The sequence below is a fragment of the Citrobacter sp. S-77 genome (assembly GCF_963864895.1).
Classification (GTDB): domain Bacteria; phylum Pseudomonadota; class Gammaproteobacteria; order Enterobacterales; family Enterobacteriaceae; genus Citrobacter; species Citrobacter murliniae.
On the sequence record NZ_CAWLWU010000002.1, the window covers coordinates 1,353,467 to 1,378,325 of the forward strand.

The 24,859-nt window shown below is 50.8% G+C and carries 21 protein-coding genes; 7 read left to right on the forward strand and 14 right to left on the reverse strand.

Annotated elements, in window-relative coordinates; translation table 11 throughout:
• Positions 1-113: 113 nt before the first annotated feature.
• The 5 genes from glnQ to rhtA all read right to left on the reverse strand — a co-directional run bounded on the left by glnQ (position 114) and on the right by rhtA (position 4,430).
• Entirely contained in the window at positions 114-836 is a 723-nt protein-coding gene (gene glnQ, locus AACS05_RS06990) for a glutamine ABC transporter ATP-binding protein GlnQ (RefSeq protein WP_045441186.1), read from the reverse strand.
• Positions 833-1,492: a glutamine ABC transporter permease GlnP gene (gene glnP, locus AACS05_RS06995; RefSeq protein WP_003035248.1), complete on the reverse strand. Its 660-nt coding sequence runs from the start codon at positions 1,490-1,492 to the stop codon at positions 833-835. Before glnP ends, glnQ begins: the two co-directional genes overlap by 4 nt.
• A gap of 130 nt (positions 1,493-1,622) precedes the next feature.
• Positions 1,623-2,369: a glutamine ABC transporter substrate-binding protein GlnH gene (gene glnH, locus AACS05_RS07000; protein ID WP_045441187.1), complete on the reverse strand. Its 747-nt coding sequence runs from the start codon at positions 2,367-2,369 to the stop codon at positions 1,623-1,625.
• Between the two features lie 365 nt (positions 2,370-2,734).
• A complete protein-coding gene (gene dps / locus AACS05_RS07005) occupies positions 2,735-3,238 on the reverse strand; it encodes a DNA starvation/stationary phase protection protein Dps (protein ID WP_045441188.1) in 504 nt (167 codons plus the stop codon).
• 304 nt (positions 3,239-3,542) lie between these two features.
• Positions 3,543-4,430, reverse strand: coding sequence for a threonine/homoserine exporter RhtA (gene rhtA / locus AACS05_RS07010; RefSeq protein WP_045441189.1), 888 nt, complete (start codon positions 4,428-4,430; stop codon positions 3,543-3,545).
• 411 nt (positions 4,431-4,841) lie between these two features.
• Between rhtA and ompX the strand changes: the two genes are divergently transcribed.
• Positions 4,842-5,357 (forward strand): outer membrane protein OmpX, encoded by a 516-nt coding sequence (ompX, locus tag AACS05_RS07015; protein WP_045441190.1) that lies wholly within the window; start codon positions 4,842-4,844, stop codon positions 5,355-5,357.
• 64 nt (positions 5,358-5,421) lie between these two features.
• Here the strand turns inward: ompX and AACS05_RS07020 are convergent, their stop codons facing one another.
• A complete protein-coding gene (locus tag AACS05_RS07020; RefSeq protein ID WP_045449511.1) occupies positions 5,422-7,008 on the reverse strand; it encodes a phosphoethanolamine transferase in 1,587 nt (528 codons plus the stop codon).
• Between the two features lie 276 nt (positions 7,009-7,284).
• Positions 7,285-7,413: a manganase accumulation protein MntS gene (gene mntS / locus AACS05_RS07025; protein WP_045441191.1), complete on the reverse strand. Its 129-nt coding sequence runs from the start codon at positions 7,411-7,413 to the stop codon at positions 7,285-7,287.
• Between the two features lie 186 nt (positions 7,414-7,599).
• Here mntS and mntR point away from each other — a divergent pair, with 186 nt between their 5' ends.
• Entirely contained in the window at positions 7,600-8,073 is a 474-nt protein-coding gene (gene mntR / locus AACS05_RS07030) for a manganese-binding transcriptional regulator MntR (RefSeq protein ID WP_045441192.1), read from the forward strand.
• Complete coding sequence (locus AACS05_RS07035; protein ID WP_045441193.1) at positions 8,070-9,179, forward strand: anion transporter; 1,110 nt, start codon at positions 8,070-8,072, stop codon at positions 9,177-9,179. Before mntR ends, AACS05_RS07035 begins: the two co-directional genes overlap by 4 nt.
• A gap of 62 nt (positions 9,180-9,241) precedes the next feature.
• Here AACS05_RS07035 and ldtB read toward each other — a convergent pair whose 3' ends face one another.
• Complete coding sequence (gene ldtB, locus AACS05_RS07040) at positions 9,242-10,162, reverse strand: L,D-transpeptidase (RefSeq protein WP_045441194.1); 921 nt, start codon at positions 10,160-10,162, stop codon at positions 9,242-9,244.
• A gap of 221 nt (positions 10,163-10,383) precedes the next feature.
• Between ldtB and AACS05_RS07045 the strand changes: the two genes are divergently transcribed.
• Positions 10,384-11,979, forward strand: coding sequence for an ABC-F family ATPase (locus AACS05_RS07045; protein ID WP_045441195.1), 1,596 nt, complete (start codon positions 10,384-10,386; stop codon positions 11,977-11,979).
• A gap of 86 nt (positions 11,980-12,065) precedes the next feature.
• Here AACS05_RS07045 and AACS05_RS07050 read toward each other — a convergent pair whose 3' ends face one another.
• Both AACS05_RS07050 and AACS05_RS07055 read right to left on the reverse strand, forming a co-directional pair.
• Positions 12,066-14,429 (reverse strand): glycoside hydrolase family 31 protein, encoded by a 2,364-nt coding sequence (locus tag AACS05_RS07050; protein WP_045441196.1) that lies wholly within the window; start codon positions 14,427-14,429, stop codon positions 12,066-12,068.
• A gap of 17 nt (positions 14,430-14,446) precedes the next feature.
• Complete coding sequence (locus AACS05_RS07055) at positions 14,447-15,748, reverse strand: MFS transporter (RefSeq protein WP_045441197.1); 1,302 nt, start codon at positions 15,746-15,748, stop codon at positions 14,447-14,449.
• Positions 15,749-16,035: 287 nt separating this feature from the next.
• Here AACS05_RS07055 and AACS05_RS07060 point away from each other — a divergent pair, with 287 nt between their 5' ends.
• The gene (locus AACS05_RS07060) at positions 16,036-17,109 is read left to right on the forward strand and encodes a LacI family DNA-binding transcriptional regulator (protein ID WP_045441198.1); all 1,074 of its coding nucleotides are present in this window, start codon (positions 16,036-16,038) and stop codon (positions 17,107-17,109) included.
• Here the strand turns inward: AACS05_RS07060 and AACS05_RS07065 are convergent.
• The 4 genes from AACS05_RS07065 to AACS05_RS07080 form a co-directional block, all read right to left on the reverse strand.
• Complete coding sequence (locus AACS05_RS07065) at positions 17,106-18,368, reverse strand: DUF1479 domain-containing protein (protein ID WP_045441199.1); 1,263 nt, start codon at positions 18,366-18,368, stop codon at positions 17,106-17,108. The two genes, AACS05_RS07060 and AACS05_RS07065, sit on opposite strands and share 4 nt — an antisense overlap.
• 151 nt (positions 18,369-18,519) lie before the next feature.
• Positions 18,520-19,335 (reverse strand): Cof-type HAD-IIB family hydrolase, encoded by an 816-nt coding sequence (locus AACS05_RS07070; protein WP_045441200.1) that lies wholly within the window; start codon positions 19,333-19,335, stop codon positions 18,520-18,522.
• A 248-nt stretch (positions 19,336-19,583) separates the two neighbouring features.
• The gene (locus tag AACS05_RS07075; RefSeq protein ID WP_045441201.1) at positions 19,584-22,016 is read right to left on the reverse strand and encodes a glycyl radical protein; all 2,433 of its coding nucleotides are present in this window, start codon (positions 22,014-22,016) and stop codon (positions 19,584-19,586) included.
• A gap of 5 nt (positions 22,017-22,021) precedes the next feature.
• Entirely contained in the window at positions 22,022-22,921 is a 900-nt protein-coding gene (locus AACS05_RS07080) for a glycyl-radical enzyme activating protein (protein ID WP_045441202.1), read from the reverse strand.
• A 130-nt stretch (positions 22,922-23,051) separates the two neighbouring features.
• On the opposite strand from AACS05_RS07080, the gene fsa reads away from it, so the two are divergent.
• Together fsa and AACS05_RS07090 are read left to right on the forward strand one after the other, a co-directional pair.
• Positions 23,052-23,714, forward strand: coding sequence for a fructose-6-phosphate aldolase (gene fsa / locus AACS05_RS07085; protein ID WP_045441203.1), 663 nt, complete (start codon positions 23,052-23,054; stop codon positions 23,712-23,714).
• A gap of 177 nt (positions 23,715-23,891) precedes the next feature.
• Complete coding sequence (locus tag AACS05_RS07090; protein ID WP_045441204.1) at positions 23,892-24,833, forward strand: Rpn family recombination-promoting nuclease/putative transposase; 942 nt, start codon at positions 23,892-23,894, stop codon at positions 24,831-24,833.
• The last annotated feature ends 26 nt before the right edge of the window (positions 24,834-24,859 follow it).

A 24,859-nucleotide genomic window follows, 5' to 3' on the forward strand; every position in this document is an offset into this window, starting at 1 on the left:
CCTCCCATGAGAAAAGAAATTCAAAAGGATAAGTATAGATGTCAGTGCGGGAGAAAATTGAAATGAGAGGATTCTGGTGTAGAACCTCCCTTCGGGGAAGGGAGGTATTTGTATCAGGAAACGTGCTGTAAAAATTCCTGCAAACGCTGGCTTGGCGGATTTTCAATCAGAGCTTGCGGATTACCATCTTCAGCAATACGGCCCTTATCAATGAAAATCAGACGAGAGGCCACTTTTTCGGCAAAGCCGATTTCGTGGGTCACAATCACCATCGTCATACCTTCTTCCGCCAGATCCTGCATGACCTTCAATACTTCGTGACGCAGTTCCGGGTCAAGTGCTGAAGTCGGCTCATCGAACAGCATCATTTTCGGCTTCACCGCCAGTGCGCGGGCGATAGCTACGCGCTGCTGCTGACCGCCGGAAAGCTCAGAAGGATAGTGATGAGCACGCTCGGCCAGACCAACTTTCGCTAATAATTCTTTGGCCTGTTTCTCTGCCTGCTCTTTCGTCGCTCCACGTACGCGCAGTGGACCAAACATGACGTTTTCCAGCGCCGTCAGGTGTGGGAAAAGGTAGAACTGCTGGAACACCATTCCCGCTTCCTGGCGGATCAATCGTTCGTCTACCTTCGGGTCATTTACCTTCAGGCCATCGACGATCAGTTCACCCGAGGTGATTTCTTCCAGCTTGTTAATGCAGCGTAGTAGCGTGGATTTACCAGAACCGGAAGGTCCGATAATCACCACCACTTCACCCTGACCAATATTCAGATCAATGTTATGCAGCACCTGGGTTGGGCCAAAATGCTTAGAGACGTTTTTAAATTCAATCACAGGATTTTCATCCTTCTTTCCAGACGACGCAGAATGAAGCTCAGCACCAGCGTAATGATCAGATAGAACACCGCGACGGCGCTCCAGATTTCCAGTGCGCGGAAGTTACCGGCAATGATTTCCTGACCCTGACGGGTAAGTTCAGCGACACCAATGACAATAAACAACGAAGTATCTTTGATACTGATGATCCACTGGTTGCCCAACGGTGGCAGCATACGACGCAGTGCGAGAGGTAAAATAACGTGGCGAATGGTCTCAGTACGTGAGAGGCCAAGCGCCAGTCCAGCTTCGCTGAAGCCTTTATGGATTGAGAGTACCGCGCCGCGCGTGATTTCCGCGATGTAGGCCCCTGAGTTAATCATGATGGTGACAACGGCGGCGCTGAAGGGATCAATACGCAAGTCGTTAAACGCCATTGGCAGGGCGAAGTAGATAAACATCACCTGTACGACGATCGGCGTACCGCGGATGACTTCGATAAAGACCAGCGCAACGTGGTTGGCAATCCAACCTCCGAAGGTACGCGCAAATCCCGCTGCTAGTCCGATGATCAGACCGCCTGCCAGACCGAGGACCGAAATCCACAGGGTCATTTTGGCGCCTTCTATCAAAAGCGGAATGGCGGGCCAGATGGCACTCCAGTCAAACTGCATATGTCGTTCCTGTTACCGTGGTGAAAATATTCAAACAGCCAGCAGTGTCGGATTATCCGACCTGGGGCCAAAACGTAGGCCCGGTATGCGTAAGTGCTACCGGGCTCGACGAGCCGATGTTCAGGCTGTTTTATTTAGGTTCAGTACCGAACCATTTTTTGTAGATTTCGTTATAGGTGCCGTTTTCACGCAGTGTTTTCAGCGCACCGTTTACCTTCTCACGCAGTTCGTCGCTGCCTTTCGGGAAGGCGATACCGTACTGTTGGGCTTCCAGAGAGTCGCCTACAGCTTTGAACTGGCCATTACCCGCGGTTTTGATAAAGTAAAGAATGTTTGGTGTATCGTGCAGTACTGCATCTGCGCGATTTGTACCCAGTTCCATATATGCGTTATCGATGTTCGGGAACTGACGCAGATCTTTGGTTTTAATGTTCGCTTTCGCGTAATCCACTGAACCGGTGCCGCTCTTCACTGCAACGACTTTACCATCCAGATCTTTCACGCTTTTCACGTCGTTATTGTTTGCTTTAACCATCACTAACAGACCGCTTTTGTAGTAGCCGTCAGAGAAGTCGATCGCTTTTTTACGTTCTTCGGTGATGGTGATACCAGCCAGAGCCAAATCGATATTTTTGGTTTGCAGCGCCGGGATGATGCCGCTGAAATCCATAGGTTTCAGTTCATAATCCAGCTTCAGTTCTTTAGCTACGGCAGCCCACAGATCCACATCAAAACCAACGTATTTATCACCTTGTTTAAACTCAAATGGAACAAAGGCGGTGTCGGTTGCGACAACGAGTTTCTTATCCGCGGCATGAGATGACACCGCAAAAGCCAGGGTAAGTGCAGCCAGTGAAACTTTAAATACAGACTTCATAGCATTTCCTTTTATATCCACGGGGCGATCCCCTGCGAGAGCTTAAAACGTAATGAAAAAATCGTGCCAGTTTTGCAACTTATTGTTTTAAAAAGGAGACCTTTCGTTTTACTGCACAATAAGTAAGGCAATGCTGGTGATTTGCACCGTTTCGGGGCACTGATTTGGTGCATGAATAGTGCAGTACAAACGGTATGACTATTTAGCGTAAAAATTGTAGATAAAACAATCTTTCGTTAACGATTGTGTGAGGTGATTATTACAAATATTTTACTTTGAAGTGACGAACGATCAATGTTGTGCACCATAAAAGTGCAAAACCCCCGCGGGAGCGAGGGTGTTATAGGGAATACTTATGACAGTTATTATTCGATGTTAGCTTCGATAAACCACAGGAATTTGTCGAGATCGCGTGATGCTGCTGTAAAGATATCGGCAGTATCTTCGTCTTTTGCTTCGTTAATGGCTTTACGCACGCTGTTAGCGACCACGGCATAACGTTCGGCCAGCTCTTTTAAGTGATCCTGAACGCTGTGGATGTCCAGCGGATAGCTTTTTAGTGACGTTTTGCTGTTAATTACCTGCGTTGTACCCAGTGCAACACCGCCCAGCTGTACGGCGCGCTCAGCCATGGTATCAAGGTGATCGGTTAGCGCAGTACGGAAGCCATCGAGCATTTCATGTACGGCAATAAAATTGGCACCGCGCATATTCCAGTGAGCCTGTTTAGTGATGAGTGACAGGTCGATGAACTGGATCACCTGCTGATTCAACAGCTCCACAGTAGCTTTTTTATCACTGTCGGATACATCGTTGCGGGTATAAAGGAGAGTGGATGCTTTTGTTTTTACCAGTTTTGCGGTAGTCATAATTTCATATCCTCTTGATATTTACGTCCCAGGTCATTCAACGGGAGTAAGTATAGACCTTATTTTGGATTTATTTTTCTGGCCTTACCTATCACTTTAATAGTGGAGAGCGAGGTGAATATAAAATGTTCAATAAAATCATTTGGATATATTGTTATTGTGTCAGTATCGGATATTTATTTTGCGTGCATCTGATGCAGATGAATATGATTATGAGAATGGATTAAGTGTAAGAATAATAATTACTGCGATAAACAGCAGGATATTCTGCATGGTTATGCAAACCATGCAGAATAATGGAAGGTTATTTAACGTCTAGTTCCTTAATTTGTGGCTCTCTGCGGATGGTAAGTGTCGACCCCATTGAGGCGGCAATGATTGCCCCTAAGGCCAGCGTCTGTACCATCGTCAGCGTTTCTCCAAGGAAAATCATCCCGGAAACGGCGGCCAGCGCGGGTTCCATGCTCATTAACGTACCAAAGGTACGCGTCGGTAATCGGGTCAACGCGATCATCTCCAGTGAGTAGGGAAGGGCCGTGGAGAGAACAGCCACCGCCAAACCTAGCGGGAGTATTGACCAGTGCCACAGCGCATCTCCAGCCTGCATCACGCCAATCGGAACAAAAATGAGTGCTGCTATCAATGAACCTACCGCCACGGTTGCAGGTCCATGTTCTTCGCCGGCCCGCTGCCCAGTCAGAATATAGACAGCCCAGCAGGCGCCAGCACCCAGAGCAAGCGCAGCACCGGTTAAGTCAACGTGTGATACGTCCTGGCCCAGCGGCAACAGGAACCAGAGTCCGAGTACGGCCAGCGCAACCCAAATAAAATCAACGGGACGTCGGGAAGAGAACAGCGCCACCGCGAGCGGTCCGGTAAATTCCAGTGCCACGGCAATACCCAACGGCACGGTCTGAATTGACAGGTAGAAAAGATAGTTCATCCCGCCTAGTGACAGGCCATAAAACAGCAGAGGAAGACGCTGTTCTTTTGCAAATCGTAAACGCCATGGTTTAAAGAATGCGATGAGGATTATCGTTCCCAGTGCAAGACGCAGCGCGGTAACACCAGGCGCGCCGACAAGGGGGAACAGTGATTTCGCCAGCGATGCTCCGCTTTGAATGGAGGACATAGCAATAAGCAAAACCAAAATAGGCAACCATACTGGCGCTTTACGTGACGACCCCGGCATCCTTTCTCCTGTCAAATGATGTTAATACACCTGCTCCTGCGGGCCGCCTCTGTTGGACTGCGGCCTGGATGAGTTTGTGTATAGAAAAGTAAAAGAGCGAGTGTAATGGAAATACGCTCAGCTGGTTGAGTATTCGTTGAAAAAAAAATTACTGAGATCCGTACAATGGCATGAAAATGATGGATTAATAATCTGCGTGATTAGGAATCATCTGGATGAATGTGCCATGTTGTGCGCGCAATAATGGCATAATTCGTTGGAAAAGTGATGTTAATTGAAAGAGATAGCGGTGTTTTGAAACGTTCTGTTACATGAAAAGCCTCGTTAGACATCGCTAATCGCAAAGAGTTTCCCATCAATTTTTGGTATATTTAAAACTTAGGATTTACTTGAAGCACATTTGAGGTGGTTATGAAAAAAATTGCATGTCTTTCAGCACTGGCCGCTGTTCTGGCTTTCTCCGCAGGTACCGCTGTAGCTGCTACTTCTACCGTTACTGGTGGTTACGCTCAGAGCGATGCTCAGGGCGCAGCGAACAAAATGAACGGTTTTAACCTGAAGTATCGCTACGAGCAGGACAACAGCCCGCTGGGCGTAATCGGTTCCTTCACTTACACTGAAAAAGATCGTACCGACGCTTCTGGCGACTACAACAAAACTCAGTACTACGGCATCACTGCTGGTCCTGCGTACCGTCTGAATGACTGGGCGAGCATCTACGGTGTTGTAGGTGTTGGTTACGGTAAATTCCAGGATGCAGCAACTCCTGCTGACAACCACACCACCAGCGACTACGGTTTCTCTTACGGTGCCGGTGTGCAGTTCAACCCGATCGAAAACGTTGCTCTGGACTTCTCTTACGAGCAGAGCCGTATTCGTAGCGTTGACGTAGGTAGCTGGATCGCGGGTGTTGGTTACCGCTTCTAATCACTTCGGTGATATAAAAAATCCGCCTCTTGGGGCGGATTTTTTTTGCGTGCGGTTCTGGATGCTAGCGTGATTTTGTCTCGAAAATGTCGGTACCCAGATGGTTGTAATCTACCTTCTGCAATTTGAAGTTGGTGATGTAAACCGGCCCGGCTTTTTTCTCTGAGATAAAACGGTAGCTGTTGGTAATTTCCTTCGCACTGATCCCTGTCCACTGAGAGAAGAAACTCAAGAAATCATTCGCGGAGCGACGGGCTTTAATCACCCGATGTGCTTTATCATCGCTGGACAGTACCATAAAAGGAACCTGGAAGTTCTGCTGGAACTGATCGTCATGTGCCAGATACTGCACCTCTTTTCCACGTTCTTTAAAGGCCAGTCCATGATCGGAGAAATAGACCATCGAGAAGCTATCCCCGCTGTTACGTAGCTGATCGTAAAGCTGGCGCAGCAGGTCATCCGTTTGCGTCATGGTGTACAGATAACAGGAGGTCTCTTTCGACTGGACGAATGTTTCGTACTTCCCTTGTGTACGATCGCAGGCCTGCGGATGTGAACCCATTAAATGCAGCACAATCAGTTGTGGCTGGGTGCGCTCGGTTGCCAATACCTGAGCGGTCATCTTCAACAGCGCTTCATCACGGGTGTTTTTATCGGCTTCGAAGTCACCGTTTTTGAGGAAATGTACTTCGTCGGCCCGCTTCGCGATGCTTGCTATCGCTGTATCATATTCTCCAATCTGCCCCTGATTAGAGAACCACCATGTCTGGAAGCCAGCGCGGTTAGCCAGGGTGACAAAGTTGTCCTGGAACTGAGGCTTATTATCGACCACCCGATTCAGTGTTAAGCCAAGTGACTTCTGCGTTGAACCGCTCGCGGCAATGTAATCGGCAAAGATATAGCCATTAACGCTACTGGCAAATGGGGTATTATCCCAGTGACCGCCAAACGCACCTAGCGCATCGCGTCGGGCGCTCTCACCAATCACCACGACATAGGTATGGTATTTGGGTTTTACCCCTGTCACTGTCCAGCTATCTTTGACGCTTGCCAGTTTCGCCATCCGCTCCTGTTCATCGAGCACTTCGTTGTTGTTAACGATGACGTCTTTAGCAAAACGAAATACCGGGTAGCCAGTGTCTTTCAGTTTAAATACACCACCCCAGGCCAGGTTTTGCACGGGAGTAACAAAGAACGCCACGATGCTAAACAGCAAGCACAGGCTATCGAGCTTATTCCAGCGTGGTCTGTTCATCTCTTTTTTACGGCGAACGGCGATAACGCCAAGCGCAAAAATAAATACCCCAACCAGGTAGTTGTACCAGGGGAAGATCGTCAGGATCTCGGTGGACTCTTCCATGTTGGTCGAGTGCAGCGCCAGCAAGGTATTAAAGTTTGGCGAGCCGTAAGCCTGGCCGAACGGAAAGTACATCGCCGCAATCAATGAACAAATGCCAATCAGCACTTTCTGCGTGCGCGGCGCATAACGCCAAAGTAGCAGCAATATACAGGTAAAAGCGGCGCTATAGAGCAGGCTAAGCGAGTAGCCCAGTGCAAGGTTGATCAGCAGAGACTGTAAGAAATAAAGGCCAGTCCACGGGCTAATAGCCCGGCTACGAGCAATAAGTGAGTCTTTGAGGGTTAAATTCATATGCCACTGTTGCAAAAACGCCATGTGCTTACCCTGGCGCAAAGGGTCATTGCCTGCCTGAGAGAGCGAGAAGAGGGATGAGGTCCGCATCTGCGAGCCGCAATATACGCAGGGCTGCGAAAAGATAGAGTGTGCGCAGGAGAAGGTCAACTACTACAAAGAAATTGTTTTGGGATGGCAGTGGCAAAACGGACAAAAAGAAGGGTTATTGGCGCGTAATCTGTCACCGTAACTACGTTACAGCAGGAAAATGAAGCGGCGTACCGCGACGCCGCATTATTTACTTGAAGGTTTTTCCTGCTCTGGTTTGCTGTTAATCATGTCGCACAGCATAGAGATCAGCATCAACCGTACTTTAAAGGGAGAATGGCTAAACACGCGTATACACCTCTTGAATTCATTCATATGAACCTCCTGACTTCACGATCCCATCAGTCCTTGAGGGATGTCTTTATTATATACAGATATAGCACAGGCTATATTATATAGCTATTGCTAAAACGTTAATTTTTTGTGCCCACGCAACTCTGGTTTACAATGAGCGCTCTCTAATCAGATGCCGTTAACGCGTCACAGTAACGAGGAAGCAGAATGAGTCGTCGCGCAGGTACGCCAACAACAAAAAAAGTGACGCAATTGGTGAATGTTGAAGAACACGTTGAAGGGTTTCGCCAGGTCAGGGAGGCGCATCGACGCGAACTGATTGATGACTACGTTGAGCTGATTTCCGATCTCATTATCGAAGTCGGTGAAGCGCGCCAGGTGGATATGGCGGCACGTCTTGGGGTTTCCCAGCCCACCGTTGCCAAAATGCTGAAGCGCCTGGCGTCAGTAGGATTGATTGAAATGATCCCCTGGCGCGGTGTGTTTTTAACCGCAGAGGGCGAGAAGCTGGCTCAGGAGAGTCGCGAGCGTCATCAGATTGTGGAAAATTTTCTGCTGATGTTAGGGATCAGTCCAGAAATTGCCCGTCGTGATGCGGAGGGCATGGAACACCACGTGAGCAAGGAAACGCTGGAGGCTTTTAGCCGGTTTACGCAACAACATGGAACAGGCTCTGAATGAGTTTTCCTTTACTACGCGCTTTGCAGCGCGATCGCTTTTTCCAGTTGCTAATCATCGTCGGGATTATTCTAAGTCTGTTGACGCCGTTTGCGCCCCGGAGCTGGCCGGGGGCAATTGACTGGCACACGATCATTACGCTCAGTGGTCTGATGCTACTCACCAAAGGCGTGGAGTTAAGCGGTTGCTTTGACGTGTTAGGGCGAAAAATGACTCGCCGTTTCAACACGGAACGTCAGCTGGCAATATTTATGGTGCTGGCTGCGGCGTTACTGTCGACGTTTTTGACCAACGATGTTGCTTTATTTATTGTCGTTCCGCTGACGATTACCCTGAAAAAACTGTGCGCTATCCCGGTTAACCGCCTCATCATCTTTGAGGCGCTGGCGGTTAACGCCGGATCGTTGCTGACGCCGATAGGAAATCCGCAGAACATCCTGATGTGGGGACGCTCTGGCCTTTCATTTGCGGCGTTTACCTGGCAAATGGCACCGCTTGCTGGCGCCATGATGCTGACGCTGGTGGTGCTCTGCTGGTTCAGTTTTCCGCATAAAGCCTTGCATTATCATACTGGTACATCTGCGCCTGACTGGCAACCTCGGCTGGTGTGGAGTTGTCTGGTGTTCTATATCGTCTTTTTGACGGCTCTGGAATTGAAGCAGGAACTCTGGGGGCTGGCGATTGTGGCTGCGGGGTTCATGGTCCTGGCTCGTCGCGTGATACTCAGCGTGGACTGGACGTTATTGCTGGTGTTTATGGCGATGTTCATTGATGTACATTTGCTGACGCAATTACCCCTGTTGCAAGGGATAGCTAACCAGATTGGGGCGCTCTCAGCGCCGGGGCTATGGTTGACGGCAATCGGCTTGTCACAGTTTATCAGTAATGTTCCCGGTACGATTTTGCTGTTGAACTATGTGCCACCGACGCAGTTGCTGGCCTGGGCTGTTAATATTGGCGGTTTTGGCCTGTTGCAGGGATCGCTGGCGAATATTATTGCATTACGGATGGCAAACGACCGGCGTATCTGGTGGCGTTTTCATCTGTACTCGGTGCCGATGCTGATATGGGCGATGCTGGTAGGATATGGATTGTTGTTGCTGATGTGATAGCGGCAAAGAGGCAATAAAAAAGGCGGATGATTCATCCGCCTTTTTCGTTTCTGGTCTGCTTAGTTCAGACGAACCGGCATACCGGAACGGTTTTGTACTGCCTGCTCAACGACGGACTGATCAACATCAGACTGACCGGTGATGCTGGTAATGCTCTTGTTCAGGGTAATCGGAACAATTTCCCCGCCTTCGAACTGCGCTTCAGTGGTTGACAGTGGGTTATGCACCTCAATGTAACGGCTACCATCTGGTTCAGTGGTGGCTTTCACTGGTTCATCGATAAACTGTACGCGAGTGCCGACCGGAACATTTTCAAACAGGAATTTGATGTCTTCGTTACGCAGACGCACGCAGCCGTGGCTGACGCGTAGGCCGACGCCGAAGTTAGCGTTGGTCCCGTGGATAGCGTACAGACGACCGATATACAGTGCGTACAAGCCCATCGGGTTATCCGGGCCTGCCGGAACTACGGCTGGCAGAGGTTCACCCGCAGCGCGGTACTCAGCGTGCATTTTCGCCGTTGGCGTCCAGGTTGGGCCCGCTTTCTTACGTTCCACTTTGGTGGTCCAGTTGATAGGCGTGTCTTTGCCTAACTGGCCGATACCAATTGGTAAAACGATCACGGTATTGGTACCTTTCGGATAGTAGTACAGACGCATTTCAGCGCTGTTGATAACAATACCTTCATGTACGGTATCCGGCAGAATCAACTGCTGCGGAATGTTCAGTACGGTACCGCCTTTCGGCAGGAAGGTGTCCACGCCTGGGTTTGCTTCCAGCATGTTGGACAGACCCATCTGGTATTCAGCCGCATAATACTCCAGCGGTTGGGTATTACCTTCAGGGATGGTGATGACCTGGTTCTGGCCAATCAAGCGACTACCATCGGTAGGCAGCGGATACGTGACGGCTGAAGCGGTATTACAAAAACCAACTACCGCGAGCGCCGCCGCGAAAAGCGTTGTCAATTTCATATTCATTTTTGCGAGATTCTGAAGCCAAGCAGGCTAGTGGGTTGAGATTTATGTAGTGTTGGGCACGCATTATATGTGCATTCTGAGCAACAAGGAATTCGGATGTGTACTAAATCACATTTTTTTCCGTTTGCTTTCACTTTATCCCTTCAGCACGAAGGCGCGATCTTATTTTAGAGTTATGGCATAATAAGCGGTTTGTCACATATTTCTTTCAGGATACGCCAGTGTTAGTTTCCAGCAACGTCACCATGCAGTTCGGCAGTAAGCCGCTGTTTGAAAATATTTCCGTCAAATTTGGCGGCGGCAACCGTTACGGCCTGATTGGCGCGAACGGTAGCGGTAAATCCACTTTTATGAAAATTCTCGGCGGCGATCTTGAGCCGACGCTGGGTAACGTTTCACTCGATCCGAACGAACGCATCGGTAAGCTGCGTCAGGATCAGTTTGCTTTTGAAGAGTTCACTGTGCTGGACACCGTTATTATGGGGCACGCTGAACTGTGGGAAGTGAAGCAGGAACGCGATCGTATCTATGCGCTGCCAGTAATGAGCGAAGAAGACGGCTATAAAGTTGCCGACCTCGAAGTGAAATACGGCGAGATGGACGGTTACTCCGCAGAAGCACGTGCGGGCGAATTGCTGCTGGGTGTGGGTATTCCGGTAGAACAACATTACGGACCGATGAGCGAAGTCGCTCCTGGCTGGAAACTGCGTGTGCTTCTGGCACAGGCGCTGTTCTCTAACCCGGATATTCTGTTGCTCGACGAACCAACGAACAACCTGGATATCGATACCATCCGCTGGCTGGAGCAGACGCTGAACGAGCGTGACAGCACCATGATCATCATTTCGCACGACCGTCACTTCCTGAACATGGTCTGTACGCACATGGCGGATCTGGACTACGGCGAGCTGCGTGTTTACCCAGGCAACTACGACGAATATATGACGGCGGCAACGCAGGCTCGCGAGCGTCTGTTGGCAGATAACGCCAAGAAAAAAGCGCAGATTGCCGATCTGCAATCTTTCGTCAGCCGCTTCAGTGCTAACGCGTCGAAATCTCGTCAGGCGACCTCTCGTGCGCGCCAGATTGATAAGATCAAACTCGATGAAGTGAAGGCCTCCAGCCGCCAGAACCCATTCATCCGTTTCGAGCAGGATAAGAAACTGTTCCGTAACGCGCTGGAAGTGGAAGCGCTGGCTAAAGGCTTTGATGAAGGCCCACTGTTTAAAAACTTCAACCTGCTTTTGGAAGTGGGCGAGAAGATTGCCATCCTGGGCGCTAACGGCGTGGGTAAATCAACCATGCTGAAAACGCTGGTGGGTGAACTGCAGCCGGATAACGGTACGGTGAAGTGGTCTGAAAACGCGCAAGTAGGTTACTACGCGCAGGATCACGAATATGAGTTTGAAAACGATCTGACCGTATTCGAGTGGATGAGCCAGTGGAAACAGGAAGGGGACGATGAGCAAGTTGTACGTAGCTTCCTCGGTCGCCTGCTGTTCAGCCAGGACGATATCAAAAAGCCTGCGAAGGTGCTGTCCGGTGGTGAAAAAGGGCGCATGCTGTTCGGTAAGCTGATGATGCAGAAACCGAATATTCTGGTGATGGATGAACCAACCAACCACCTGGATATGGAATCGATTGAATCGCTGAACATGGCGCTGGAAATGTATCAGGGCACGCTGATCTTCGTTTCTCACGACCGCGAGTTCGTGAGTTCGCTGGCAACTCGCGTGATTGAAATTACGCCGGAACGCGTAATCGACTTCACCGGTAACTACGAAGATTATCTGCGTAGTAAAGGGATCGACGGCTAAACATTGTGGCCCGGTGGCGCTACGCTGACCGGGCCAATAGTCTGCCTTGTAAGCCGGGTAAGGCGAAGTTGCCACCCGGCATTCAATTACACCACCCACTCACTCCCGTCTTTACCATTCACCAACAGTTGGCGTTGTTCCCCTATCGGTAACGAAACTTTCAGCGCTTTCCACGCCGGACGATAATCGCCACGGGATTTAACCTTGAGGTTAATGGTTGAACTGTCACATATCATCTCCCATTCAACCCACAAGGCATTACCGTTCTGATAGCCCCAGCTTTCACCATCGTCTTCAAACAGCAGACCTGTTGCCGTTCCCACACCTTTGACTGGGAACAACTTCAGCTCACGCTTATTGTCTTCCTCTACACTGACGTGACTGATACGTTCGCTGACTGGCAAACCGGCACCTGCACGCACCAGTAGCGGCAGTTTTTCCAGCGGGGCATCGCGGGTGATCCACTGACCGCCGGAGAACCATTCGTGGGTGTAGAAATCGTACCAGCCGGTTTCATTGTCCGGTAACCATACGCGACGCTGGCGTTGGCCCGCCTCGACCACGCTGGCGACTAAAATATCGCGGCCAAGCAGAAAGTCATCGCACTCTTCGAATGTCTGCTCATCGTGTTCATGGTCGAGGAACGTAGGACGCAGCATTGGTTCGTCGTCGGCATGCGCCTGCCAGAGCAGCGTATAAAAGTAGGGCAGCAGACGGTAACGTAGTTCAATCGCGCTGCGAATGGCCGGGGTGACGCCTGGGTACATCCAGGGTTCATTGACTGTATGGTCATCATTCCAGGAATGGATGGTAAAGCGTGGGTGCATCACGCCGTTTTGTATCCAGCGTACAAACAGTTCGGCATCTGGTTTGTTGCCTGAAAAACCGCCAACGTCGTGACCGACGTTATACAGCCCGGAAAGACTCATCCCCAGCCCCATCCGCGTGTTATAGCGCAGTGTGTCCCAACTGGTACGGTTATCGCCGCTCCAGGTTTGCACGTAGCGTTGCATTCCGGCGCAGCCTGAACGCGAGATCAGATAGGGACGTTTTTCCGGGGCAAACCGCTGTTGTGCTTCCAGCGAGGCACGCATCATGAGCAGTGGCATCACTGGTCGAATGTGCTTGATAGCAATCTCCTGACCAAAGCCGTTGCAGCGTGCTTCACCGTCCCAGACTTCAAACTCGTTGTTGTCGTTCCAGGTCGAGTCGATGCCCATTTCCAGCAGTTGGGTAGTAACTCCTTCCTGCCACCACTGAATGGTTTGTGGGTTGGTAAAGTCGAGGTTAGACCCTTCGTCATCCCAGAAACTTGAGCGTTCCGGCGCATTCGTTTCTGAATCACGAATGAACAGGCCCTTTTCGGCGACTTCGTTATAGCGTGGGTGGTCTTGCAATAAGCACGGTTTGATGTTTGCCGCGAGTTTCAGTCCAGCTTCATGGAAGGCGCGGGACATCACTTTCGGCTGCGGCACTTTATCGTAGTTCCAGTTGAAGACGTAGCGCTTACCATTGATCGAGGTATAGCCGGAAGAGAGCTGAAATGAATCGCACGGTATTGCATGCTCATCGCACAGGCGAATGAAGTTCATTAGCTGATTCTGTGCATCCGGGGCGTCAGTGTAATGCATCGTCGAGCCGCTATACCCCAGGCTCCACTTAGGTCCGAACAGGGTTTTTCCGGTCAAACGTACAAACGCTTTGGTGACGTCCAGGACGCGTTTTCCGGTAAACATGTAGTAATCAATATCACCAGCTTCTGCCTGCCAGCGGCGATACGCGGTGTGATAGTTGTCGATTTCATTTCCCAGATCCAGCCAGCAACTGCTCAGATTGTCATAAAACAGACCGTAGCTCACATCATCACGACGGGTAATAGTAAACGGAATATGTTTGTACAACGGGTCGGTGCTGACAGCGTTATAACCCATTGCATCAAGATTACGCATTTCATAGCGTTTGCCATTGCGCTGCAAATTACCTGCTTTTTCACCTAAGCCATAAAAACGCTCATCTTTGCGACGACTCAGGTAGTGTGCCACGCCATCTCCGTGCGCATTTAGCAGGTAGGCACTGGTTGCGCGATCGCTGGCAAGCGGTTGCCATTCTCCGGCGTCATTACGATAGTGCCATTCCAGCCACAGGGGGTGATGTACAGTGACCCGTAGCTGTTTAGTGCTGATTGTCACCGTTTCATCCTGTTGTTCCAGAGTCCACGCAGGGCAGGTAAAACCGCTTAAATCATCGCGATGACGCCCCTCCCAGGGGACATCTTGCTGCGGGGCGATGCTCCAGGTTCTGTCCAGCGCCAGTTCACCTTTGCGTCTAATCAGTACGCGGAACAGATTGTCTTCCAGTACGTACAGGCACAGGTGGTGCTGGTTATCCACCAGCAGTTCCAGATGATGAGCCGACTGCTTATTAACGGTCCAGGTCTTCAGGGTTTTCATATGCAATACATCCACTATCAAGCGCGCTTGGCGCGACGTTCAGCAATAAATGCCACCAGGAAAATAGCGCCAATCAGGTCGAAGAAACCCATGGCGATGAATAGCGGGTTAAAGCCGATTTTGTCAGCGGTAACCCCAATTAAAAGGGAGAACAGGAAGCTGGCGATCCATGCCGCCGAACCACGCATGCCGTTCACGGTCGCCATCTGGCCTTTATCAAACGACTCTACGACCAGCGCACTTAACATGCAGGAGATGATCTGATGCCCGAAGCCGCCAATGGACATCAGGATCACGGCAATAATCGGATCCCGGGTGAGCGCTACCACGGCAAGTGAAATCATCAGGAATGCGCCGGTGACAGAACTGGCGATGGTTGAGTTAACTCGTGAACAGCCGAACAGGCGGGTATAGAGTTTGGTCAGATAACCACTTGCTACGCTACCCAGGTCGGCGGCGAGAAACGGTAGCCAGGCGAATAAGGCAATCTGCTTCAGATCCATATCGTATTCTTTGGCGAAGTAGAGCGGCATCCAAAAACTGAACACTGCCCAGGCCGGTTCGGCCATAAAAGCAGGGATGGCAATACCGTAAAAACGTTTGTTTTTAGCGACATCTTTCAGAGAGGTGAAAAAGGGCAGTTTTACCGGGGCGGCTTCATTATCCTGCTTGATCCAGGCCAGCTCGTCTTTGCTAAGATTCGGGTGCTGTTCCGGATTATGGTAGAACACCCACCACAGAATGACCCACAGCAGCGCCAGCACACCAGTGAACATGAATGCGCCCTGCCAGCCAAATGAGGCGTGCGCGAAATAAATAATTGGTGGAGCCAGCATTGCGCCAATCGAGAAACCCACACCAGCCCAACCGGCAGCAACAGGACGTTCAGCTTTCGGGAACCATTCGCCAAGGGTTTTGGCGTTGGCTGGGGTGGCGGCGGCTTCCGCACCGCCCATAAAGAAGCGCAGGATCGCCAAATGCAGCCAGCTACCAGCACCCGCGTGAGCGATACAAGCAATAGCCCACAAGCATGCGCAGACCATAAAGCCGAGCTTCAGACCGATTACATCAATTAACCAGCCGCACAGAGGTTGAAAAAGTGTATAGGCAAGCTGGAAGGCACCGACAATCCAGGAATATTGTTCGGTGGTAATACCCAGGCTCAGTTTTAGCTCCGGAGCCAGAATACCCAAAGAGTTTCGGGTGATGTAGTTAACCGTCACGCCAAGTAAAAAAAGCACCAGCACATACCAGCGCAAATTTTTAATCACCCGGCGAGTTTTATTTGCCGCAACCGTGTTGTTAATGTCCTGACTCATTTTTTCTCTCCACAAGACGGACGATGTAGGGGGAAATCCATTTCGATTGATATATATCTATCACTTTGATAGTTAATTGTTTTTTTAATTAATACTGATATCAAACTAGTATGGAAGCGTTGTGCAAATTAACCTTAAGCGAGAAATTTGGTCGGTAATAGCAGAATTTGTGCAAGCTTTCTCATAACCATGCATATGAATTTGGCATCATGCTTTCGAGGTCAGTTACTGCTTAATCTGAACGCTGTGAAAATTTTTTCATTTACCTGGTGGACCGAGATCACAAAATGGATAAAAGGTTAAAAATCGCAGAAATTGCTGCCCGGACGCAGCTCTCTATCAGCACTGTTTCCCGCGTTCTCGCAGGGAAGGCCAACACCAGCGAAAAAGCACGGAGTAAGGTGCTGGCATGTGCGCGGGAACTGGGGGTGATGGAGGGAATGGCTGCGGGTCGACTGCTGCTGAATAATCTGTTGGTTTTTGCACCGCAACGGGCATTCGATGAGCGGTCTGATATCTTTTATTTCCGCGTTCTGCAAAGTTTAAGTAAAGGCTTGGCTTCCCATGAAGTACGGCTGCGTTACTGCGCGCTGGAGGAGTTGGATAGTGATGCACAGCTTTTTCTGACACGCATCAATGAGCCGGAAACGCAGGCGGTGATTTTGCTGGGCATTGACGATCCGCATATTCATGATCTTATGGTTGATGTCGGCAAACCGTGTGTGTTGATCAATTGTCGCGACAGGCATGTTCGTTTGCCTGCAATCGCTCCCGATCATCGTGCGGTTGGCGAACTGGCGGCCGAATACCTTTTTGAAATGGGACATCGGGAAATCATCAACGTGCTTTGTCTGCGTCGTTACACCATGGAGCTTCGGCTGGCAGGGATCCGCGATGCGTGGCAATCGCGAAATCTGAAATTTAATGACAAACGCGATCTACTGGTGGTGCCCAGTTTCAGTGCAAAAGAAACGGAGCTACAAATAAGCGAATGGCTGAAGCAGACGTCGGCGAAAACGCTACCGACCGCGTTTCTGGTTGGCGGGGATTTTATGGCGGCAGGGACGATCAGTGCCCTGCAAAAGCACGGGCTACGGGTACCACAGGATGTCTCGGTGATGAGCATTGATGGCTTTAATCTGGCGGCAGTTCAGGATGTTCTCTTAACTGCAGTACACGTTCCACGTGATGAGTTGGGCATTGAGGCGGTACATATGCTCCAGCAACGGCTGGTGCGACCCGATGCCCCGATTGGCACTCTGTTGCTTAATGGCGCGTTGACAATACGTGAATCAGTCCGGCGGATACGTCAGGGAAAACGACGCACCGCCGTAGAGAGAGAAGGCCTGTATGATGATTAAATCATTCCCAGTGCGCGTTTGCCGTGGATATTCAAATCCTCCAGCCTAAAGCGTCCTTCCCAGTCGGTTTCATAATCTTCGCGCGGAAAATCGCCCGGTGATGCGCCTTTTTCCAGTGCCGCCTTCACTTTATGGGCGTAGGCGAGATTTTTCTCGCACATCGGTGCGGCGGGAATGTACATCACATTACCCCAGCCCTGTTGATTTTCTACAGGGGCTACGGAGTGGATCACATCGCAATGCCACCAGACGGAATCTCCGGCCTCCAGTTGTGGAATGCTGGTTAGCGCTTCGATCAGCAGCGGATGCCATTGTTCTGAAACCGGCAGCACTCTTCCTGGCGCTACGCCGCACAGTTCATCTTCCGGGACATCATCCAGAAGTGGCCGCAACAGAATATAGGCCATGGCTTCAGGAACAGGCACTACGTGCAACAGCCCCTGGCCTGGCAGCATATCGGACAACGCTGTCCAGCCCTGGAATGTACGAAACACCGAACATTTGGTCGTGTTATCCACCGTGTACTCTTCGACTTCAGTGCGGTGCGCCGCATGCCACGGATCGTATTTCGCCAGATTGCCATTAAAGACGTTGGCGAAAACGCGCTGATAGGCCGGAAGCAGCCAGCGTTCCAGTGCACCTGAGTCAGTATGTGCTCCAAGGCCTTTAGAGGTGGTTCCCGGTGGGCGGCGGCGAATACGGTCCGGATAGATGACGCTGACGTCCGGGTTAAACCACTGTTTACCCTCGCTTTCAAACGTCCACAGCCGGTTGAGAAGCGACTGCGCATTAGCCATCTCCTCGCTCTGGCGGGCCTGCATTTGCGCCTGTGACCAGTAAATCGGATAGATCTCAGGACGTGATGCGCTCAGGGTACCGAAGAAATTGTCTCCCGGTCCTTTGTAGACCTCATCAAAGCGGTTGCGGTCCAGATAGTCCAACATTGACTGATCCCAGCCGAGAGCCTGTTCGCGGGGGAAATGGCCTTTGATAACCGCGCATCCGCGACGTTTAATCAGCTCACGCTGTTCTGATGTGACAGTACCTGCTTTGATATCGGCATAAGAGAGCATCGGCCAGACGGCATCACCCTGCGCTTTGAGGGCGTTGATCTCTGCCACCCTCGTGGCAATGGTATCGCTAAGCTGGTTGAAGATCTGTTGGACATCACCAAGTTGCGCCCGCAGTTCCTGCTTCATCTGACGGATTGCTGCTTTATGATCAGCAGGCAATGTGTCGCTGGTAAAAGTAAAAGCCATAACCACCTCACATAAATCTTCATTCGAAACTAATTTAACTTACACATGACAATATAAGTTATAAATAAGTTAATGCAAGTTTAATAATTTGATGAGGGGCGCAGAATGCAAAAAGAGAGAAAACCGGAGTGGAGTACCCCGGTAGACAGGCTCAGGCGTTAAAGGGGGAGGTGTTATCCAGCACGGCCTGAATCACGTTCAGAGCACCCTGATGGTTGTTATCACTGGTCTGATAACGGGCAATGGATTTGATGCTCTCGGCTGCGTTTGCCATGGCGAAAGAGTAGCGTGCCATTTTCAGCATTTCTGCATCGTTGCCGCTGTCGCCAATTGCTACCACGTTCTGCGGAGACAGGTTCCAGCGTTTTAGCAGGCGGCTGATACCATTCGCTTTGTGCAAACCTGGAATAATCAGGTCAATAAAGCCAAAGCCGCTGGTGACGGGCTTCATAATGCCGTCCAGCGAGGTATGCAGATGGTCAATTACCAACGGGATTTGCTGATCGGGCAGATTTAGTGAGAACTTAAACAGCACATCATCGATATCCTGATAATCCTTTACCGGTTTTAGCCGGTGATAGTGTTTCGACATCAGGGAGACAAAGGCGTCCGGCGCATTTTCACTGACGTAGGCGCTTTGCAGACCGCAGGCTACGAAGTTGAGCTGTTCATCTTTTAGCAGCTCGCCAATGACGATACGGGATTCATGGCGGGTAAGCTCGCCGTGAAACAGCTGTTTACCATGCTCATACACCAGCGCACCGTTCTCTGCGACAAAAGAGATCTCATCTTTGAGTTCCGGGAAAAAGGAAATGAGCTGGTAATACTGGTTACCGCTGGCGACGACAAATTCAATGCCTTGTTTTTTCAATTGCTGATACTGCGCCATAAATCGTTCACGATCGTATTGCTTGGCGTCGTCGAGAAAAGTTCCGTCCATATCGGTGACGATAACTTTGATGGTCATAAATGCTCCTGGCTTTCACTGCAACCAGCAACATTCTAATAACAATGTGACCTACAGCACAAATTTAATTTCGAATGAAAGTTTCCACTTCGTCTTTCACGCCACAGGTGCGTTGGCAGTGGTGGTTCGCCCCAGTCGCTTACTGATGTAAGCTCCTGGGGACGTACCGCCTTGCCGCGTTCCTGCAACTTGAAATCCATTGGGGAATGGTTCAAGACTGGATAAACACGGTAGTTATCCGAGTGGTGCTACAGCATATGTTCCGTACGGGCGATGATATCGTCCTGCGCATCCGGAGACAGGGCGGTGAAGAAGGCGGAGTAGCCAGCGACACGCACCACCAGATCACGATACTGATCCGGATGTTTTTTGGCTTCCAGCAGCGTTTCACGGGAAACGATGTTGTACTGAATATGCCAGCCTTTGTGCTCTTCAAAGAAGGTGCGCAGCAGGATCATCAGTTTCTGCTTATCAGACTCATTCTCCAGCGTCGCTGGATTCAGTTTCTGATTGAGCAGTACGCCGCCGAGAATCGAGCCGGTAGGCAACTTGCCAACCGAACCAATAACCGCAGTCGGACCGAGATGATCGGTGCCGGAGGCCGGGCTCGCGCCTTCCGCCAGCGGAGTATGGGATTTACGGCCATCCGGCGTCGCCATAGTTGCTGCACCAAACGGCACGTTTGCGGAGATGGAAGAGGTACCGGCATAGTAATTGCCACCAACCGGGCCACGACCGTAACGTGGGTTATGGTACTGTTTCAGTTCGTCGATATAGGTCTGATAAGCGCGGGCCAACAGAGTATCGACGCTGTCATCATCATTACCGTATTTTGGCGCACCGTTGATCAGACGCTGGCGTAACTGCTCATGAGTCAGACCGTCAAAGTCATCTGCCAGTGCGGCAGCCAGCTGTTGCTGACCAATAACCCCCTGATCGAAGACTAATTTTTTCACTGCCGCCAGACTGTTGCCGAGGTTAGCAATACCGACCTGCAAGCCAGATACCCAGTCATACTTTGCGCCGCCTTGCTTAATGCTTTTTGCACGCTCAATACAATCGTCTACCAGTGCGGAGCAGAGAATGTCATGAACATTTTCCTCCAGCATGGTATCGACTACGTACTCAATCTCGATGGATTTACGTGTGTAATAGCGGATCTGCGTATCCCAGGCAGCCATTACTTCGTCGAAATTATCGAAGTTACCCGCGGAGAGTGCTTTTTCCTGTGGCAGGAACACTTTCCCGCTGGTGGCATCACGACCACCTTCCAGTGCAGCCAGCATTACGCGGGCAAAGTTGATAAAGCTCATTCCGGTGCAGCGGTAGCCCCACTTACCGCCAACGGCGGTTTCGATGCAGCCAATCGCCGCATAGTCGTAAGCGTCCTGAGGTTCAATACCGAGCTTAATGAATTCCGGGATGACGATTTCATCATTGTTAAAGGCCGGCATCCCGAAACCGCAGCGAATTACCTGTACGCAGGCATCAAGGAAATCGTTACTCATTCCCGCGTGATAGCGCACGCTGAGGTTTGGCTGAGTTGAACGAAGACGACCGCAAGATTCCAGAATGGCATAAGAGAGCGGATTGACCGCATCTGTTGGTTGACCGTTAAGCAGATTTTGCCCGCCAATGGTAACGTTTTGATATAACGGGCTGCCTGCTGACGCTTTTGAGTGGGACCCGGAGCGGATTTTGTTCACTTCCAGCAGTTTCAGCCAGCAGCTGTGCAGCAGTTCAATGGCATGCTCACGATCCAGTGACTGGTTCAGCTCCACGTCACGACGATAGAACGGATAGAGATACTGGTCCATGCGACCAAACGATACCGAGTGACCGTTTGATTCAATTTGCAGAATCAACTGGATGAAGTAGCACAATTGCAGCGCTTGCCAGAAGGTCTGCGGTGGCTGGTGGGCAATAACATCGCAGTTTTCCGCTATTGCCAGCAGTTCATCGCGGCGACTTTCGCGGGTCTCAGTGGCCGCCATTTCACGCGCCAGGTCGGCAAAACGCTCAATGTGCAGACTCACCGCGTCGAGGACGATATCAATGGCTTTCAGGAACTGATCGCCATGCAGGTCTTCCAGGCAGGTGAGGTTAATGCGGGCACGGCGCTCGTCGACTTTGTGGCGCAGACCATCAAGACCTTTTTCCAGCACCAGCGGGAAGTTTACCGCCAGATGCGCATCACCAGAGGTCATGTTGCCTTCGGCTTTGATAATACCGGTTTCCAGCAAACCTTTTTGTTCGTCGGTGAACATACCGTAGCAGCGATCCTGCACGGTCTGACCACGCCACCACGGGCAAATTTCATGCAGTACCCGCTTGTTTTCTTCGCTAACCGCAAAGCCTGCGCCTGGTCGATCCGCCAGGTCGTCGATCTCTTTTTCAATCCAGGAAACGGTATATTCCGGGAAGATAGGCGCGGCGCGCACTTCGCTTGCCTGGTTACCTATAATCAGCTCGTCATGCTTGATCCAGATTGTTCGTTCCGCCAGATGATGCGCCAGTGCCAGCGCGCGCCGAACCGGGACAGGCTTATCCAGATGTTGCTGATACATCTCGGTGTAGTGTTGGGCGCGCTCAGTACAGACTGGCGGTTTCACGATGTGGATCAGGGCCGTTTTGTGCGCTTTGATACGATCGCTGAGTATATCCAGTTTCAGTGTGGTCATGGCGGTTATCCTCGTAGGGTCGCGGTTAAACCTTTATGGCAGGCATACTGCTCGGCAAATTCAAGCAATGCAGGCGCATCAAGCGGTTTATCCGGGGCGTTGTAGGGTTGACTGAGTAAGTGGTATTTGTTGATGCCCAGGGTGTGGTAGGGCAAAAAATGAATCTCACCGACGTGAAGTTCATCGGCGGCAAAATCGGTAATGGCTTTGATGGCTGCTTCGTCAGCGTTGAATCCCTGAATTAACGGCACGCGGATAATCATTTTTTTACCGGCCGCGGCCAGTTTTTTCAGATTTTCCAGTACGCGTGAGGCGCTACCATCGGTCCACTGTTTAAACGGCGCATCGGCCACATGTTTTAGATCGGCAAGAAACAGATCGATGTCTGGTAATGAAGGTTCAATATACTTCCAGGGTACATGCAGACAGGTTTCGACTGCAGTGTGAATACCTGCGTCGTGGCTGGCTTTCAATAATTCTGCTGCCAGTTCCGGCTGCATAAACGGTTCGCCGCCGGAAAGCGTTATCCCGCCACCGCTGCGATCGTAAAACGGTTTATCGCGCAGCACGGTGGACATGATTTCTTCCACACTTTTGACTTCGCCGCAAACGGTCAGTGCCTGAGTTGGGCAGCAGTGGGTCAGTGCAGTGATCGCTTCATCACTTAGTTTTTCGCGATGGATTAACAGGCCGTTCAGCGCACGCTCAATCACAGCGGGTGCGGCCTGAGCACACAGGTCGCACCCGTCCAGGCACAGACGCGCGTCGTATAACAGATCCTGTGTACGGGCGCGACTCTCTGGATTCTGGCACCAGCGACAGCCCAGGGAGCATCCTTTAAGGAACACTACGGTACGGATACCGGGACCATCGTGAGTGGAATAGCGCTGAATATTGAAAATCATAAACGGCCTCTTTTCTTTCATATAAAGATTAAATTACTTTCGAATGAAAGTTATATTGACGTGCGTCAACTAACTGCGAGGTTTTGCCGTGCTACCTTTTATCCAGGCAAATATTCGTTGAGGAAAGGTTATGGAACTCTATTTAGATACGTCTGACATTGACGCGGTGAAAGCCCTGGCGCGTATTTTTCCGCTGGCAGGAGTGACCACAAACCCGAGCATTGTGGCAGCAGGCAAGAAGACGCTGGAGGTGTTACTACCGGCTTTGTATGACGCGATGGGAGGCCGGGGGCGTCTGTTTTCTCAGGTAATGGCGACGACCGCTGAGGGTATGGTTAGCGATGCGCGTAAACTTCGGGCCATTATTCCTGATATTGTGGTGAAAGTACCGGTCACAGCAGAAGGTCTGGCGGCGATTAAGTTACTGAAGGAAGAAGGGATCCCGACGCTGGGCACGGGAGTATATGGTGCGGCACAGGGATTGTTAGCTGCGCTGGCGGGAGCAGAATACGTTGCACCTTATGTTAACCGCGTGGATGCGCAGGGGGGCGATGGGATTCAGATGGTGGCCGATCTGCAGAACTTACTGAAAATGCACGCTCCGCACGCCAAAGTTCTGGCTGCCAGCTTTAAAACGCCACGTCAGGCGCTGGATTGCCTGCTGGTCGGCTGCGAAGCCATCACGCTGCCGTTGGATGTTGCTCAGCAGATGATAAGTTCCCCAGCTGTTGATGCCGCTGTAGCCAAGTTTGAGCACGACTGGCAGGGGGCGTTTGGTCGGACATCTCTTTAAGCCGAATATGCCGGGTTGGCCCGGCATTTCTGCGTACACTATCCCGCAAAAATGAATCCGTTACAGTTGAGGTGGTTTATCTCCGAACTGTGTTCGTATATCCGATAAAGTCTGGGTGTTATCCGTCACGATGGCGAGTACAGTCGCGTCATTATGTGAATCAGGTGACGGACCACCATGAAGAAATCGCCCACTTCCACACCGCACGATGCGCTATTTAAAACATTTTTAAAGTATCCGGAGACTGCCCGCGACTTTATTGAAATTCATCTTCCCTCCAGGTTACGTACATTATGCGATCTCACGACATTAGAACTTAAACCCGCCAGTTTCATCGAAGAAAACTTGCGCGCCTATTATTCCGATGTGCTCTGGTCGATGAAAACCAGTGAGGGTGATGGTTATATCTATGTGGTGATTGAACATCAAAGCAGTCCCGATACTCATATGGCGTTTCGCCTGATGCGTTATGCGATAGCGGCAATGCAAAGCCATCTCGACGCTGGGCATGACACGTTACCGTTAGTGGTACCGATGCTGTTTTATCACGGCATCGACACGCCTTACCCTTTCTCGTTGTGCTGGCTGGATGGGTTCGATAATCCGGCGTTGGCACATCAGCTTTACCTGTCGGCATTTCCATTAGTGGATATCACAGTCGTTCCGGATGATGACATCATGCAGCACCGACGCGTAGCGCTTCTGGAGCTGATGCAAAAACATATTCGTCGGCGTGATCTGATGGGGCTGGCAGACAAAGTGGCCTCGCTCCTGACTACTGGAACCACTAATGACAGCCAGCTAAAAGCGCTGTTTAATTACCTGCTTATCCGGCACGGACACAAACCGAGATTTAGTCGATTTATGCGTAAACTGGCGCAGCAGGTACCCGGATACAAGGAGAGTACAATGAACATGGTAGAAAAAATACGCAGGGCGGGACAGAGGAAAGGGCTGCGGGAAGGTATGCAACGTGGTCTTGAAAAAGGTCTAGCCGAAGGGCGCCGTGAGGAAGCGTTGCGTATTGCTGGCTCAATGCTGGAAGACGGTCTTCCACGGGAGTTGATCGTCAGAATCACCGGGCTTTCTGAGGATGATGTTAAATCACTGAGGCATTGAACACTGGCTTTATGCAGCCCCGGCGA